The sequence below is a fragment of the Limnohabitans sp. YIMB22184 genome (assembly GCF_048020265.1).
Lineage (GTDB): Bacteria > Pseudomonadota > Gammaproteobacteria > Burkholderiales > Burkholderiaceae_C > Limnohabitans_A.
The window spans coordinates 1,534,104-1,550,464 of sequence record NZ_CP171843.1 but is presented as its reverse complement, the minus strand read 5'-3'; the positions used below and the strand labels follow the sequence as shown (position 1 = coordinate 1,550,464).

The following is a 16,361-nucleotide window of genomic DNA, read 5'->3' as shown; positions in this document are numbered from 1 at the left end:
GTTAAAGGTCGTGTGCTCAGCGCACACGGGCTGTTGGCCCTTATATGGTTGCACCATGAATTTTTTTGACATTCGTTCACAGCTTCAACCTGCCGCATGGACGGTGGCAGCCAGTTTGATGGCGTGCATGCCCGCCTGGGCTATTGACCCTTTCACCGTGCGAGACATCCGAGTAGAGGGTTTACAGCGGATCGAATCCGGTACGGTGTTTGCCTCTTTGCCGCTGCGCGTGGGTGATCAGTATTCGGACGAAAAGGGGGCAGCCGCCATTCGCGCCCTGTTCGCTTTGGGCTTGTTCAAAGACGTTCGCCTTGAAACCGAGGGCGATGTGCTGGTGGTCGTGGTGGAAGAGCGGCCTTCGGTGGCTGCTGTCGAGTTCATTGGGCTCAAGGAGTTTGACAAGGATGTCTTGATCAAAGCCCTGAAGGAAGTGGGTCTGGCCGAGGGACGCCCTTACGACAAGGCCCTGGCTGACAAGGCCGAGCAAGAGCTCAAGCGCCAGTACATCAACCGCAGTTTGTACGGTGCCGAAGTGGTCAGCACGGCCACGCCCGTGGACCGCAATCGGGTGAATTTGAGTTTTACCATCACCGAAGGCGGGCCAGCCCGGATCAAACAGATCCAGATCGTGGGCAACAAGGCATTCTCCGAATCCGATTTGCGCGACCAGTTCAACCTGGACACAGGTGGCTGGATGAGCTGGTACACCAAGTCTGACCGTTATGCCCGCACCAAGCTCAATGCCGATCTGGAAGCTTTGCGCTCCTATTACCTGGCCCGTGGTTTTCTCGAGTTCCGGATTGACTCCACTCAGGTAGCCATGTCGCCAGACAAGCAGGAAATGGCCATCACGATCAACGTGACCGAGGGTGAGCGCTTTGTCGTCTCGGGTGTGAAACTCGAAGGCAATTACCTCGATAAGGACGATGAATTCAAGGCACTGGTCAAGATCGCTGTGGGTAAGCCCTACAACGCCGAAACCGTGGCCGAGACCACCAAGGCCTTCACCGACTACTTTGGCAAATTCGGCTTTGCCTTTGCCAGGGTGGAGGCCAAGCCGGAAATTGACCGTCAGAACAACCGCGTGCAGTTTGTTCTGCAAGCCGAACCCTCGCGCCGTGCATACGTCCGGCGCATTCTGGTCTCGGGCAACAACCGCACCCGCGACGAAGTGATTCGCCGCGAGTTTCGCCAATATGAAGCCGCTTGGTACGACGGTGACAAAATCCGTCTGTCGCGAGACCGCGTTGACCGTTTGGGCTTTTTCACGGACGTGAACGTGGAAACCATCGAAATCCCGGGCACCCCCGATCAGGTCGATTTGATGTTCACCGTGGCCGAAAAACCAACCGGCAGTATCTCGCTGGGTGCGGGCTTCTCTTCTGCGGAAAAAGTGACCCTGAGCTTTGGTATCCGCCAGGAAAATGCTTTTGGCTCGGGCAACTATTTGGCCGTTGAAGTCAACACCAGCAAATACAACCGCAATCTGGTGCTCAGCACCACAGATCCCTATTTCACGCAAAACGGCATCTCACGCACGTTGGATGTCTTTCAGCGCACGACACGTCCTTATCTGGGCGACATCAATTCTTACAGTTTGATCAACTCAGGTTTAGGCCTTCGCTTTGGCGTGCCAGTGACCGAGACCGACACGGTTTTTGTGGGGGCCAATGCCGAACAGACCCAAATCAAGGCTGGAACGGGCTTGCCCGATCCGTACAAAGAATACGCAGAGCAATTTGGCACCACCAGCACTGCCATTCCACTCACGTTGGGATGGGCGAGAGACGGGCGAGACAGCGCTTTGGTACCGACCAAGGGCACGTACCAGCGGGTGAACGCGGATTTGAGTGTTGCAGGGGATGTTCGTTATTTCCGCAGCAACTACCAATATCAGCAGTATTTCCCGCTGAGTAAGAAATACACCTTGGCCTTGAACGCGGATCTCGGATGGGGTCAAGGTCTGAGCGGTCAGCCATTCCCCATCTTTAAGAATTTTTATGTGGGTGGTTTGGGCAGTGTTCGTGGTTTTGAGCAATCTACACTGGGACCAAGTGCTCGGACAATTAAAAACGACTCCTCTTCGGCACTCGTTTATCTCGGTGGCCCCAAGAAAATTGTCTTGAACGCCGAATTCATGGTGCCTTTCCCAGGTGCTGGCAACGATAAGACTCTGCGTTTGTTTGGCTTCACCGACATCGGCCGAGCTTTTGGCGAAATCGAAAAAGTCTCTTTCAGTGATTTGCGTGCATCTGCTGGCATTGGCTTGAGCTGGATCTCGCCCATGGGCCCCTTGCGCTTCTCTTATGCGACGCCGATTCGCCAAGAGACAGGCGATAAAATCCAGAAACTCCAATTCCAGATCGGAACCTCTTTCTAATGAACACGATTCGCAAGAACCTTCTCGTCGCACTGCTGGCTGGTGCATCGGCTTTCACAGGCTTGGTGCAGGCGCAGGATTTCAAAATCGGCATCGTCAACACGGACCGCATTCTGCGTGACTCGAACGTGGCCAAGGCGGCTCAGGCCAAGCTGGAGTCGGAATTTTTGAAGCGCGAAAAAGAGCTCAATGACGCCATCAATACTTTCAAGGCATCGGCTGAAAAGTTCGAGCGCGATGCGCCCACTTTGTCTGAAGCGCAGCGGGTGGCCAAGCAAAAGCAGTTGATCGAGCAGGACCGCGATTTGAAGCGTCGCCAGCGTGAGTTCCAAGAAGATTTGGGCGCCCGCAAGAACGAAGAAAACCAGATGCTGTTTGAGAAAGCTGGACGCGCGGTCAAGCAAGTGGCCGAGTCCGAGAAGTACGACCTGATCTTGCAGGATGCTGCCTACTTCAATCCCAAGCACGACATCACAGAAAAAGTCATCAAGGCCCTCAACGCCTCGGTGGGTAAATAACAGGCGTCAAGCCTGTTTGAAACCGTGTCGCTGACGCTGGGCGCTATCGTTGAGACACTGGGGGGGCGCCTGTTGGGGCCCTCTGACATGAAGGTGTCGGGATTGGCGCCTTTGCAAACCGCCCAACCGGACCAGATCAGTTTCCTCAGCCAAGCTCGTTATCAGAGTCAACTGGCCAACAGCCTGGCAGGCTGCGTGATTGTCAGCCCCGCGTTTGAGGCGCAAGTCACACAGCGAACTGCGGTCATCCTCACCGATGACCCTTACTTGTATTTCGCCCGCTTGACCCGTTTGTGGAAGGGGGCGACGCGACAGCCTGCTGGGCCCAGGATTCACCCGAGCGCGGTGATCGACCCCGAGGCGCGAATTGCTGAAGATGCGGTGATTGGCCCTTTGTGCGTGGTCGAGCGCGGTGCCGAAGTTGGTCCGGGTACGTGGTTGAAGTCCCGTGTCACCGTGGGTGAAGACTGCAAAATCGGTGCGCGTTGCCTGGTGCATTCCGGCGTTGTAATCGGCGCAGACGGGTTCGGATTCGCCCCGCACCAAGGCAGGTGGGAAAAAATTGAACAACTGGGTGCGGTGCGCATCGGCAACGATGTGGAAATCGGCGCCAACACCTGCATTGACCGGGGTGCCCTGGAGGACACGGTCATCGAAGACGGCGTCAAACTCGACAATTTGATACAGATTGGTCACAACGTGCAGGTTGGTCAGCACACGGCTATGGCCGGGTGCGTTGGCGTAGCGGGGAGTGCCAAGATTGGTGCCCATTGCACCGTGGGCGGTGGCGCCGTGGTGCTGGGGCATCTGAGCCTGGCGGACCATGTGCACATTTCCGCCGCTTCGGTGGTCACGCGTTCCATCTCGCAGCCCGGCCACTACACAGGCATGTTTCCGCTGGACAGCAATGCCAACTGGGAAAGAAACGCCGCCAGTCTCAAACAACTGTCCCGCTTGCGCGACCGCATCAAAGCCCTCGAAGCGGACATTCAAAACAACAAGGAAAACTCACCATGATGGACATTCACAAAATTCTCAAGCAGTTGCCGCACCGCTACCCCTTTTTGCTGGTTGACCGTGTGCTGGAACTGGAAAAAGGCGTGCGCATCAAAGCTTTGAAGAACGTCACGATCAATGAACCCTTTTTCACAGGTCATTTTCCTCACCGTCCGGTCATGCCGGGTGTGCTGATGCTGGAGGCGCTGGCCCAAGCGGCCGCCTTGCTGTCTTTTGATACCTTGGATGCCGCGCCCGATGACAACACGGTTTACTACTTCGCGGGCATTGACGGTGCACGCTTCAAACGTCCAGTGGAGCCGGGCGATCAATTGACGCTGGATGTGCAGCTGGACCGCATGAAGGCTGGCATTTTCAAGTTCAAGGCCCAGGCCAAGGTCGGTGACGAGCTGGCTTGCGAGGCCGACCTGATGTGCACCATGCGCAAAATTGCCTGAGGATTTATGGCGACTATTCATTCCACTGCTTTGGTCGATCCGGCTGCTCAGCTGGACGCCTCCGTGACCGTTGGTCCTTACACCATCATTGGCCCGAACGTGGTCATCGGTGCAGGCTCCACGGTGGGCTCGCATTGCACGATCGAAGGCCACACCACCATCGGTCAAAACAACCACATCCACAGCTACAGCTCCCTGGGCGCTGCGCCACAGGACAAAAAATACGCGGGTGAACCGACCCGTTTGGTGATCGGCAACGGCAACACCATCCGCGAGTTTTGCACCTTCAATGCCGGTACCGTCAATGGTGGCGGTGTGACCCAGGTGGGGGATGACAACCTGTTCATGGCGTATGTGCATTTGGCGCACGATTGCCACATTGGCAGCCACACGATTTTTGCCAATAACTCGCAACTGGCGGGCCATGTGGTGGTGGGCGACTGGGTCATCCTGGGCGGCTTCACGGTGGTGCGCCAGTTCTTGCGGTTGGGCGCCCACAGCTTCACGGCCATGTGCACTTTGCTGTTTGCCGACCTGCCGCCTTACGTCACTTGCCAGGGCCAGCCAGCTTCTGCCCGCACCGTGAATGCCGAGGGATTGCGTCGTCGCGGTTATTCACCCACCCGAATCGCCGCCGTGCGGGCCATGCACAAAGCGCTTTACCGTGAGAGCCTCACGCTGGAAGCGTCCAAAGAACGCATCCTGCAAATCGCAAAAGACAAACCTGAGGTTCAGGCCGATGTGGACATGATGCTGGACTTTTTGTCGGGCGTTTCGCCCAAAGTGGGCATTGTGCGTTCGCGTCGCCGCTCGGTCGATTGAACAACCCAAGGGTCAGGCATGTCCTGGCCCGAGCATGAAAGGAGGGCCCTGTGGCCCTGTTGCGTTGCGCCGTCATTGGCGTTGGTTATCTGGGCAAATTTCATGCTCAAAAGTACGCCAAAATTTCTGATTGCAAGCTTGTTGCGGTGGTGGACAGTCGGCAGGAGCAGGCCGAGGCGGTTGCCGGGCCTTTGGGCTGCGCCGCACTGACGGATTACCGCGCATTGATTGGTGAAGTTGACGCGGTCTCCATCGTGGTGCCTACACAAGGTCATTACGAGGTGTGCGCTGAATTTTTGCGGGCTGGCGTGCATGTCTTGGTCGAAAAGCCCATGACCACCACCCTGGAGCAAGCCGATGAGTTGATTCGCCTGGCCAAAGAAAACCAATGCGTGTTGGCGGTGGGCCATCTGGAGCGCTTTAACCCGGCCGCTTTGGCGCTGGAGCCCTTGTTGTCCAACCCCCGGTTCATTGACAGCTCGCGCCTGGCGCCGTTCAAGCCACGCGCGACCGACGTGAGCGTGCTGCTGGATTTGATGATCCACGATGTGGATTTGATTTTGTCGCTGGTCGACAGCGAGCTGGAAAGTGTGGAGTGTTCCGGGGCGAGGGTGTTGACATCCGATATCGACATTGCCAACGCCCGCATTCGCTTTGCCAACGGTTGCGTGGCCAACGTGACCGCCAGCCGCGTGAGCGCCAAAAGCGAGCGCAAAATGCGGGTGTTTCAAAGTCAGGCTTGCCACTCTCTCGACTTCCAGGCCCGCACCTTGACAACTTACCGCGGTGCCACCACGCCCTTGGCCGATCCTGAGCAGGCCATTGAGCGACACGAGCAGTCGTTTGGCGAAGCCGATCCCCTGTTTTCTGAAATTCTCGACTTTGTCGAAAGCATTCGAGATGGCCGCCCACCCAAAGTGAGTGGTGAGGCTGGGCGCCGTGCGCTGGAGGCCGTTCAGCGCATCACCGAAGCCACTCGCCTGATTTCCTGATTCTTAGCCTGTTTGAAAGGTACGCCATGCGCATCCCAATGGTCGATCTGGTCGCGCAATACCGCGATCTCCAGCCCCAGCTGGAACCCGCTTTTTTGAGCGCCCTGAATGCGGCCCAATTCATTTTGGGCCCCAACGTCCAAGCCTTTGAAAAAGAGGCTGCCGACTACCTGGGCGTGGCCCACGCCATCACCTGCGCCAATGGCACGGATGCTTTGCATCTGGCCTTGTTGGCGGCCGACATCGGTCCGGGCGACGAGGTGATCACCACGCCATTCACTTTCATTGCCACCGCAGAGGCGATCGCCTACGTCGGGGCCAAAGCGGTGTTTGTGGACATTGATCCCTGCACCTTCAACATTGACGTGGAGCAAGCTCGGCGTGCGATCACGGCCAAAACCAAGGCCTTGTTACCAGTGCATTTGTTTGGACAGCCCGCCAATTTGGCGCCTTTGATGGCCTTGGCCAAAGAACACCAACTTCAATTGGTGGAAGACTGCGCTCAATCATTTGGTGCCGACATCGGTGGCGTTAAGACTGGCGCGATGGGTGATGTGGCTGCGTTCAGCTTTTTCCCCAGTAAAAATTTGGGCTGCTATGGCGACGGTGGCATGGTGACCACGCAGTCGGACGACATGGCGGAAACCCTGCGCATGCTGCGCAACCATGGCAGCAAAGTGCGCTACTACCACGACATTGTGGGTTACAACAGCCGACTTGATGAGCTGCAGGCTGTGGTGCTTCGGGCCAAGCTGCCGTTGATTGACCATTACAACCAAGAGCGTCGCCGCGTTGCGCAGCGGTACAACGCTGGCTTGTGTTGCCTGAATTTGCAAACGCCCTGCGAAGACGGTGTGGGACTGCACGTCTACCACCAATACACCTTGCTGACCGATAACCGTGCGGCCATCCAGCAGGCCTTGACTGCGCAACAAATCGCCAGCGCTGTTTATTACCCCGTGCCTTTGCACCAGCAAAAAGTGTTTGCCTCGATCGCGACCGGGGCTAGCTTCCCGGTGACCGAATCGGTGGCCGAGCGATGCCTTTCTTTGCCGATCTATCCTGAACTGAGCAACGAAGCCATCGACGAGGTGTGCGGCGTCATTCGCCAGGCTTTGAAGGCGTGATGGCGGACGCGTGGCCAACATCGACCATGGTCACGCCAGACTTGCGTGTCAGCATGGTGGCGGCCGAGCGTTCGGGCGACATGCTGGCGGCGTTGTTGTTGCAAGGCATGCAAAAAACCTGGCCGCGCTTGCAAGCTTCGGGCATTGGCGGGCCGCAGATGGATGCGACCGGTTTTTTGTCGCGCTGGTCCTGTGACGAGTTGTCTGTGCGCGGTTTGGTGGAGGCGCTTTGGCGTTACCGCCACATCCATGGCATCCGGCAGGCCTTGATTCAGAATTTGCTGGCTTCGCCCCCGGACCTGTATGTGGGTGTCGATGCTTCCGATTTCAATTTGCCGGTGGAGCGTTTGCTGCGGCAAAAGGGCGTGCCCACGGTTCAGTTGGTGTGTCCGTCCATTTGGGCGTGGCGGCCTGAGCGGGTGCAAAAAATCCGTGACAGCGTGGACCATGTGCTGTGCATTTACCCTTTTGAGCCGGATTTGTTGGCCCAACACGGGATCGAGGGCACGTTCGTCGGCCACCCGGTGGCCGATGTCATTGCACTGGAGCCTGACCGTTCGCAAGCACGTCAAGCTTTGGGCTTGCCTGCAGAGGCCACCATCGTGGCCTTGCTGCCGGGCAGCAGACCTTCCGAGGTCAAGGCTTTGGCTCTGCCGTTTTTGCAAGCGGCACAGCTCATGCGTCAGCAAAGGCCTGAATTGAAGTTTGTCTTGCCCACGCACGACCTCCTGAGGCCCACGATCGAGGCTGCGATGGCCCAGACTGACATGCAGGCGCACGTTCATCTGGTTTTGGGCCGTTCACACGAAGTGCAGGCCGCTTGTGATGTGGCTTTGGTGGCCAGTGGTACGGCCACGCTCGAGACCGCTCTGCACAAACGTCCCATGGTCATCGCCTACAAAATGCAATGGCTCTCTTGGCAAATTGCCAACCGCAAGCGCTTGTTGCCCTGGGTTGGCTTGCCCAACATTCTGTGTAATGAAGACTTGGTGCCCGAGTTCTTGCAAGAGCAGGCGCAGCCCCAGGCATTGGCGCAGGCCGTTTTGCGTTGGTTGGATGATCCAGCGGCAGTGGCCAAAATCCAGCAGCGTTTTACTGACCTGCACCTTCAATTGCGTCGGGACATGCCGACGCTGGCCAGCCATGCGATCCAAAAAGTCCTTGCTGCTTGAGCAAAAAATCTTGAACTGGGACACCCACGGTCTGGTGGCCGGGGTGGATGAGGCCGGGCGCGGTCCGCTGGCAGGGCCGGTGGTTGCGGCGGCCGTGATCCTGGACGATCTGAACCCGATTCACGGATTGAACGACTCCAAAAAACTCACAGCCAAGCGCCGAGAAGCCCTTTTTGACGAAATCCGTGCTCGCGCTTTGTGCTGTGCCATTGCCGAAGCCACGGTCCAGGAGATTGACCAGCTCAATATCTTGCAGGCCACGATGCTGGCCATGAAGCGTGCCGTTGAGGCCCTGCGCTTGCCCCCCAAGCTCGTGCTGGTAGACGGCAATCGCTTGCCCACCTTGTCCATTCGTGCCGAAGCCATCGTCCAAGGCGACGCGCTGGTGCCCGCCATTTCGGCGGCCTCCATTTTGGCGAAAGTGCACCGCGATCGTTTGTGTGAAGCGATGCACCGACGGTATCCGGCCTATGGTTTTGACCAGCACAAGGGCTATGGCACAGCGCAGCACCTGGCTGCTTTGCAAGCGCATGGCCCGGCAGACTGCCACCGCATGACATTTGCCCCCGTGGCCAGGAGTGTTCGATGAAATTGATCAGCTCGCGGGACAACCCGCAGCTCAAAACCTGGCGACGTTTGGCCCAAGACACCACGGCGTACCGCAAAGCGGGGCAGTTCTGGCTGGAGGGGGACCACTTGTGCCGCGCAGCACTGGAGCGGGGTGTGCGGCCGCTGCAGCTGGTGTTGACCGAGTCGTTTCAGGCGGAGCAGGGGGACCAGTGGGTGGGCTTGACCGATCAGGTGTTTGTGCTGCCCGATGCCTTGTTTGCCAGTTTGAGCGGCTTGGAATCACCGGCCCGCATGGGTTTTGTGGTGGCGTGGCAAGCCTCTCATCAGGTGTTGCCTGACGCGCCCACCGTTGTTCTGGACCGTTTGCAAGATGCCGGCAATGTCGGGGCAATCTTGCGCTGTGCGTCGGCATTTGGTTACCGCCAGGTGCTGGCGATCAAAGGCACCGCGGCCTTGTGGTCGCCCAAGGTGCTGCGGGCGGGCATGGGTGCGCACTTTGGCCTGCATCTGTTTGAGGCGCTCAGCGAGGCCGATGTGGCGACTTTGCACGTGCCATTGTTGACCACCAGTTCCCACGAAGGGCCTTTTTTGCACGCCTTGCTCAAAGCCGGTGATTTGCCTTCACGGTGTGCCTGGGTCTTCGGTCACGAAGGGCAGGGCGTCAGCGCCAGCCTGATGGCCACTGCGCAGCACCAGGTGCGCATTGCGCAGCCTGGCGGCGAAGAATCCCTCAACGTGGCCACTGCAGCAGCCATTTGTCTGCACGCCAGCGCCACCGCAGGTCTTTGAGCACTTTGGCGGTTTTGCCGTACCGTCATGGCGGGCAATTTGTCAGGGTTTACTAGCGGTCCTCAGCTATAATGAGAGGCTTTCCCGCATCAACCTGTACGCCACAGTCCATCCCAGGCCCATTCCTCGAACAAGCAGCCAAAAAGAGATCTATCTCTGGTGAGTGCTGAGGCGTACCCGAACTATTCCGGAGAACCCAGTGCTTTTGTCTCTTCAGGGAACATTCCCGCCCGCCATCCTGGCGCTTGCAGACGGCACGGTCTTTATCGGCAATTCGATCGGAGCCACTGGCTCCACTGTCGGCGAAGTGGTGTTCAACACCTCGCTCACCGGCTACCAGGAAATCCTCACCGACCCCAGCTATTGCCAGCAGATCGTCACCTTGACGTACCCGCACATCGGCAATTACGGCGTCAATGTGGAAGACATCGAAGCTGACAAAGTCCATGCCGCAGGCCTCATCATCAAAGACCTGCCTTTGGTGGCGAGCAACTTCCGCTCCGGCCAAACCTTGTCGTCCTACCTGGTTGACGCTGGCACTGTGGCGATTGCCAACATCGACACCCGCCAACTGACCCGCATCTTGCGCACCAAGGGTGCCCAGAACGGTGCCATCGTGGGCTTGGCCAAAGGCCAGGAAGTCACCCAAGCGGTCATTGACCAGGCGATTGCTGCCGCGAAGGCGGCCCCGAGCATGGCCGGCCTGGACCTGGCGCAACTAGTCACTGTTGCTCAGCCTTACGACTGGACCCAAACTGAATGGCAACTGGGTGCTGGTTATGGCACGCAGACCGCCCCTCAGTTCCATGTGGTGGCTTATGACTTCGGCGTCAAGAAAAACATCTTGCGCATGTTGGCCGAGCGCGGCTGCAAAGTCACGGTGGTGCCTGCGAGGACCCCGGCCGCAGAAGTGCTCAAGCACAAGCCGGACGGCATTTTCCTGTCAAACGGCCCTGGCGATCCACAGCCTTGCGACTACGCCATCGCTGCGGCAGCCGAGTTGATCGAAACCGGCATCCCTACATTCGGCATTTGCCTGGGTCACCAGATCATGGCTTTGGCCAGCGGTGCCAAAACTTTCAAGATGAAGTTTGGCCACCACGGTGCCAACCACCCTGTGAAAGACCTCGATTCCGGCCGCGTGTCCATCACCAGTCAGAACCACGGTTTTGCGGTGGACGAAAAGTCCTTGCCCGCCAACTTGCGTGCCACGCATGTGTCCTTGTTTGACGGCACCTTGCAAGGCCTGGCCCGTACCGACAAGCCCGCGTTCTGCTTCCAGGGTCACCCCGAAGCTTCGCCCGGCCCGCACGACATTGCTTACCTGTTTGACCGCTTCACGGCATTGATGGCCTCGGCCCAGGAGAACAAATAATGCCTAAGCGCACCGACCTCAAAAGCATCCTCATCATTGGCGCGGGCCCGATCATCATCGGTCAGGCCTGCGAATTCGACTATTCCGGAGTGCAGGCCTGCAAGGCCCTGCGCGAAGAAGGTTACAAAGTCATCCTGATCAACAGCAACCCTGCCACGATCATGACCGACCCGGCCACGGCCGACGTGACCTACATCGAGCCCATCACCTGGCAAACGGTCGAAAAGATCATCGCCAAGGAACGCCCGGACGCCATCCTGCCCACCATGGGCGGCCAGACCGCGCTCAACTGCGCCCTGGACTTGTGGCATCACGGCGTGCTCGAAAAATACAAAGTCGAGCTGATCGGCGCCACGCCCGAAGCCATCGACAAGGCCGAAGACCGCCTGAAGTTCAAGGACGCCATGACCAAAATCGGTCTGGGCTCCGCACGCTCGGGCATTGCCCACAGCATGGAAGAAGCCTGGGACGTGCAAAAGCGCGTCGGTTTCCCCACAGTGATTCGCCCCAGCTTCACGCTGGGTGGCACGGGCGGCGGTATCGCTTACAACCCGGAAGAGTTCGAGACGATTTGCAAACGGGGTCTGGAAGCTTCCCCCACCAACGAGCTGCTGATCGAAGAATCGCTGCTGGGCTGGAAAGAGTACGAGATGGAAGTGGTGCGCGACAAGGCGGACAACTGCATCATCATCTGCTCAATCGAAAATCTGGACCCCATGGGCGTGCACACGGGCGACTCGATCACCGTGGCGCCAGCACAGACGCTGACCGACAAGGAATACCAGATCCTGCGCAACGCCTCATTGGCGGTGCTGCGCGAGATTGGTGTCGACACGGGCGGCTCCAACGTGCAGTTCTCGATCAACCCCAAAGATGGCCGCATGGTCGTCATCGAGATGAACCCCCGGGTGTCGCGTTCGTCGGCCTTGGCCTCCAAAGCCACGGGCTTCCCCATCGCCAAAGTGGCGGCCAAGCTGGCCGTGGGCTACACGCTCGACGAGTTGCGCAACGAAATCACGGGTGGTGCCACGCCCGCCTCGTTCGAGCCCTCGATCGATTACGTGGTCACCAAGATCCCGCGTTTCGCCTTTGAGAAGTTCCCGACCGCCGACAGCCGCCTGACCACCCAGATGAAATCGGTGGGTGAGGTGATGGCGATGGGCCGCACCTTCCAGGAGTCTTTCCAGAAAGCCTTGCGTGGCCTGGAAGTGGGCGTGGACGGCATGAACGAGAAAACCCAGGACCGTGAAGTGCTGGAAAAAGAGTTGGGTGAGCCCGGTCCTGAGCGCATCTGGTACGTGGGCGATGCCTTCGCCATGGGCCTGAGCGTGGACGAGGTGTTTGCCTTGACCAAGATCGACCCGTGGTTCCTGGTGCAAATTGAAGAGATCGTGAAGATCGAGCTGGAACTGGAAACCACCACGCTCGAAGCCATCACGGCCGACGAGTTGCGCGCGCTCAAGAAGAAGGGCTTCTCGGACCGTCGCTTGGCCAAGCTGCTCAAAACCACCGAGCATGTGGTACGTGCACGTCGCCATGCCCTGAACGTTCGCCCCGTCTACAAACGTGTGGACACCTGCGCGGCCGAGTTCTCGACCGACACCGCCTACATGTATTCTTGCTACGAGGGGAATGGCGACGGTGAGTGCGAAGCCGAGCCCACCAACAACAAAAAAATCATGGTGCTGGGTGGTGGTCCTAACCGCATCGGTCAGGGCATCGAGTTTGACTACTGCTGCGTGCATGCGGCACTCGCCATGCGCGAAGATGGTTACGAAACCATCATGGTCAACTGCAACCCCGAGACCGTGTCGACCGACTACGACACCTCGGACCGTTTGTACTTCGAGCCCGTGACCTTGGAAGACGTGCTCGAAATCGTCGACAAGGAAAAGCCCACAGGTGTCATCGTGCAATACGGTGGCCAAACGCCTTTGAAGCTGGCGCTCGATTTGGAAGCCGCTGGCGTGCCCATCATCGGCACCAGCCCCGACATGATCGACGCGGCCGAAGACCGTGAGCGTTTCCAGAAACTGCTGCAAGACCTGGGTCTGCGCCAGCCGCCCAACGCCACGGCGCGTACCGAGGCCGAAGCCTTGGAAAAAGCTGCCGCCTTGGGTTACCCCTTGGTCGTTCGCCCCAGCTACGTGCTCGGTGGCCGCGCCATGGAAATCGTGCACGAGCAACGCGATCTGGAGCGTTACATGCGCGAAGCGGTCAAGGTGTCGCACGATTCGCCTGTGTTGCTCGACCGTTTCTTGAACGACGCGATCGAATGCGATGTGGACTGCCTGCGTGACCCCGAAGGCAAGACCTTCATCGGTGGCGTGATGGAGCACATTGAACAAGCGGGCGTCCACAGCGGTGATTCGGCTTGTTCATTGCCGCCTTACTCGTTGTCGGCCGATACCGTGACCGAACTCAAGCGCCAATCGGCCGCCATGGCCGGTGCCTTGAACGTGGTGGGTTTGATGAACGTGCAGTTCGCGATTCAACATGTGGACGGGCAAGACGTCATCTATGTGCTGGAAGTCAATCCCCGCGCCTCTCGCACCGTGCCTTATGTCTCCAAAGCCACGGGCATCCAGTTGGCCAAGGTGGCTGCGCGCTGCATGGCGGGCCAGAGCCTGGCTTCGCAAGGCATCACGAAAGAAGTCACGCCGCCTTATTTCAGCGTGAAAGAAGCCGTGTTCCCCTTCGTGAAGTTCCCGGGAGTGGACACCATCCTTGGCCCCGAGATGAAATCCACGGGCGAAGTCATGGGCGTGGGCAAGACCTTTGGCGAAGCCTTTGTGAAGAGCCAATTGGGCGCTGGCACCAAGCTGCCACGTCCCACCAAGGCCGACGGCACGCCCTCGGGCAAGGTGTTCATCTCGGTGAAAAACAACGACAAGGCTCGCGCCATCGAAGTGGCCCGCCAGTTGGTGGCCCAGGGCTTTGAGCTGGTGGCCACCAAGGGCACGGCTGCTGCCATTCAGGCCGCAGGCGTGGCTTGTGCCACGGTGAACAAGGTGACCGAAGGCCGCCCGCACATCGTGGACATGATCAAGAACAACGAAATCGTGCTGGTGATCAACACGGTCGAAGAGCGCCGCAACGCCATCGCCGACTCGCGGCATATCCGCACCTCCGCCTTGCTCAACCGCGTCACCACCTTCACCACCATCGCAGGCGCGGAAGCGGCTGTGGAGGGCATGAAGTACATGGACCAACTGGGCGTGATTTCCATCCAGGAAATGCACGCGCAACTGGCTGCCTGACCTTTGGCCCCTCGTCCTGCACCCCGACCCGGGTGCGGGGCATAATGTTGCCAATGACCGCCGAGTCTCATCGCTCGGCGGTTTCCTTTTGGAGTAACGAGAACATGTCAACCATCCCGATCACCAAACGTGGTGCTGAAAAACTCAAGGACGAGTTGCACCGCCTCAAAACCGTGGACCGTCCCGCCGTGATCCAGGCCATTGCCGAAGCGCGTGCCCAGGGGGACCTGAGCGAGAACGCCGAATACGATGCGGCCAAAGACCGTCAGGGTTTCATCGAAGGCCGGATTCAGGAAATCGAAGGCAAGCTGTCGGCAGCGCAAATCATCGACCCGGCGTCGGTGGATGCAGGCGGGCGCGTGGTGTTTGGCACCACGGTCGAGCTGGAAGACGAGAGCACGGGCGAGGCCGTGACTTACCAGATCGTGGGTGAGGACGAAGCCGATTTGAAGCTGGGGCTGATCAACATCAGCAGCCCGATTGCGCGGGCCTTGATTGGCAAGGAAGAGGGCGATGTGGCCGAAGTGCAGGCTCCGGGCGGTGTGCGCCGTTACGAGATCGTGGGCGTGTCTTACGTTTGAGGCAAAACAAAGGCCGCTGTTCGGCGGCCTGGGTGGTTGGCGGGTGCCCGTCCGGTGCGGGCGCCTCGGCCCTTCAGTCGTGGCGGCCTTTTTTGACCGACTTTTGCTTGGGCTTGGCCCGCTTGATCTGGCCGCCAGCGGCCAGCCGCTGGTTGCCCAGAACGCGAACGGTTTTGACTTCAGGCCGCTGGCCGCCGCGTGAGCTGTATTTGAGGATCTTGAAGTCGCGTGGACCGGCTTTGCGGTCTTCGTCGTGCTCCTTGATTTTCTCGGGCTGAGGCCGCCACAGGATCAGCAGTTTGCCGATGTGCTGGATGGGCGCGGCGCTGAGCTGGTCGGCCAGTTGGGCGAACATGGCTTCACGTGCGGCGCGGTCATCGCCCAGCACGCGGATTTTGATCAGGCCGTGGGCATTCAGGGCGGCTTCGGTTTCCTTGATGACGGCAGGGGTCAGCCCGTCGCCGCCGATCATGACGACCGGATCGAGGTGGTGGGCATCGGCGCGAAAAACTTTGCGCTCGGCAGGTGTGAGTTGTATTTGGGGCATCCCCGTATTATCCCCGCAAGGACGCAAAAGAATGAAAGTCAAAACCAAAAGTAAAAAGGTGAACAAAGCGTGGTTGAACGACCACGTCAACGACACCTATGTGAAACTGGCCCTGAAAGAGGGTTACCGGGCGCGGGCGGCTTACAAACTCAAGGAAATCGACGAAACCCTGGGCTTGATCCGGCCGGGCGATCTGGTGGTGGACCTGGGCTCGGCCCCGGGCGCCTGGAGCCAGTACCTGCGCCGCCGTTTGTCGCCGGACGGCGCGGCGGTGGGCGAGCTCAACGGCCGCATCATCGCGTTGGATATTTTGCCCATGGCCCCGGTGGAAGGGGTGCACTTCATCCAGGGGGATTTCCGTGAAAACGAGATCGCCGCCTTGCTCGAAGCCGCGCTGGAAGGACGCCAGGCCGATGTGGTGGTCTCCGACATGGCCCCCAATCTGTCGGGCATCGAGTCTTCGGACGCAGCGCGGGTCCAGCATTTGATCGAGTTGGCGGTGGAGTTCGCCCAAAACCACATGAAACCGCAGGGCGCCTTGGTGGTCAAGGTCTTCCACGGCAGCGGCTACAGCCAGATCGTCAAGATGTTCAAGGAGACCTTCAAGGTGGTCAAGGCGATCAAGCCCAAATCCTCCCGGGACAAGTCTTCGGAGACTTTTTTGGTGGGCATGGGCCTGATTCACGGCGTTTGATGTCGTAATTCCTGCCTTTTAGAGGGCCAAAACCCCATCCGGGTGCCATGAGCCGCTTCCACAGGCCTAGAATGAGAACA

General features: G+C 58.9%; 15 protein-coding genes. 14 read left to right on the top strand and 1 reads right to left on the bottom strand.

The genetic code is table 11. The annotated features are described in order from the left end of the window. The first annotated feature begins 55 nt into the window (after positions 1-55). The 13 genes from bamA to greA all read left to right on the top strand — a co-directional run bounded on the left by bamA (position 56) and on the right by greA (position 15,040). The gene (bamA, locus tag ACHEXL_RS07305) at positions 56-2,380 is read left to right on the top strand and encodes an outer membrane protein assembly factor BamA (RefSeq protein ID WP_416558651.1); all 2,325 of its coding nucleotides are present in this window, start codon (positions 56-58) and stop codon (positions 2,378-2,380) included. Continuing rightward, entirely contained in the window at positions 2,380-2,898 is a 519-nt protein-coding gene (locus ACHEXL_RS07300; protein ID WP_416558649.1) for an OmpH family outer membrane protein, read from the top strand. Before bamA ends, ACHEXL_RS07300 begins: the two co-directional genes overlap by 1 nt. A 24-nt stretch (positions 2,899-2,922) precedes the next feature. Next, positions 2,923-3,915 (top strand): UDP-3-O-(3-hydroxymyristoyl)glucosamine N-acyltransferase, encoded by a 993-nt coding sequence (gene lpxD, locus ACHEXL_RS07295; RefSeq protein ID WP_416558648.1) that lies wholly within the window; start codon positions 2,923-2,925, stop codon positions 3,913-3,915. Further along, entirely contained in the window at positions 3,912-4,352 is a 441-nt protein-coding gene (gene fabZ / locus ACHEXL_RS07290; RefSeq protein WP_108426497.1) for a 3-hydroxyacyl-ACP dehydratase FabZ, read from the top strand. Before lpxD ends, fabZ begins: the two co-directional genes overlap by 4 nt. 6 nt (positions 4,353-4,358) lie before the next feature. Further along, complete coding sequence (gene lpxA / locus ACHEXL_RS07285) at positions 4,359-5,174, top strand: acyl-ACP--UDP-N-acetylglucosamine O-acyltransferase (protein ID WP_416558646.1); 816 nt, start codon at positions 4,359-4,361, stop codon at positions 5,172-5,174. Between the two features lie 50 nt (positions 5,175-5,224). Further along, positions 5,225-6,166 (top strand): Gfo/Idh/MocA family oxidoreductase, encoded by a 942-nt coding sequence (locus tag ACHEXL_RS07280; RefSeq protein WP_416558645.1) that lies wholly within the window; start codon positions 5,225-5,227, stop codon positions 6,164-6,166. 26 nt (positions 6,167-6,192) lie between these two features. Beyond that, complete coding sequence (locus ACHEXL_RS07275) at positions 6,193-7,293, top strand: DegT/DnrJ/EryC1/StrS family aminotransferase (protein WP_416558644.1); 1,101 nt, start codon at positions 6,193-6,195, stop codon at positions 7,291-7,293. Further along, on the top strand, positions 7,293-8,465 hold the full coding sequence (gene lpxB, locus ACHEXL_RS07270) for a lipid-A-disaccharide synthase (RefSeq protein ID WP_416558642.1): 1,173 nt from the start codon (positions 7,293-7,295) through the stop codon (positions 8,463-8,465). The genes ACHEXL_RS07275 and lpxB overlap by 1 nt, the downstream gene beginning before the upstream one ends. Next, complete coding sequence (gene rnhB / locus ACHEXL_RS07265) at positions 8,437-9,054, top strand: ribonuclease HII (RefSeq protein ID WP_416558641.1); 618 nt, start codon at positions 8,437-8,439, stop codon at positions 9,052-9,054. The genes lpxB and rnhB overlap by 29 nt, the downstream gene beginning before the upstream one ends. Continuing rightward, complete coding sequence (locus ACHEXL_RS07260; RefSeq protein WP_416558640.1) at positions 9,051-9,824, top strand: TrmH family RNA methyltransferase; 774 nt, start codon at positions 9,051-9,053, stop codon at positions 9,822-9,824. The genes rnhB and ACHEXL_RS07260 overlap by 4 nt, the downstream gene beginning before the upstream one ends. 199 nt (positions 9,825-10,023) lie before the next feature. Then, positions 10,024-11,199, top strand: a complete 1,176-nt coding sequence (gene carA / locus ACHEXL_RS07255) for a glutamine-hydrolyzing carbamoyl-phosphate synthase small subunit (RefSeq protein WP_416558639.1) — start codon at positions 10,024-10,026, stop codon at positions 11,197-11,199. Beyond that, entirely contained in the window at positions 11,199-14,459 is a 3,261-nt protein-coding gene (gene carB / locus ACHEXL_RS07250; RefSeq protein WP_416561286.1) for a carbamoyl-phosphate synthase large subunit, read from the top strand. Before carA ends, carB begins: the two co-directional genes overlap by 1 nt. A gap of 104 nt (positions 14,460-14,563) precedes the next feature. Then, a complete protein-coding gene (gene greA, locus ACHEXL_RS07245; RefSeq protein ID WP_291929590.1) occupies positions 14,564-15,040 on the top strand; it encodes a transcription elongation factor GreA in 477 nt (158 codons plus the stop codon). Positions 15,041-15,113: 73 nt separating this feature from the next. Here the strand turns inward: greA and ACHEXL_RS07240 are convergent, their stop codons facing one another. Next, positions 15,114-15,587, bottom strand: a complete 474-nt coding sequence (locus ACHEXL_RS07240; protein WP_291929589.1) for a YhbY family RNA-binding protein — start codon at positions 15,585-15,587, stop codon at positions 15,114-15,116. Between the two features lie 31 nt (positions 15,588-15,618). Between ACHEXL_RS07240 and ACHEXL_RS07235 the strand changes: the two genes are divergently transcribed. Then, positions 15,619-16,281, top strand: coding sequence for an RlmE family RNA methyltransferase (locus tag ACHEXL_RS07235; protein ID WP_416561285.1), 663 nt, complete (start codon positions 15,619-15,621; stop codon positions 16,279-16,281). Positions 16,282-16,361: the final 80 nt, after the last annotated feature.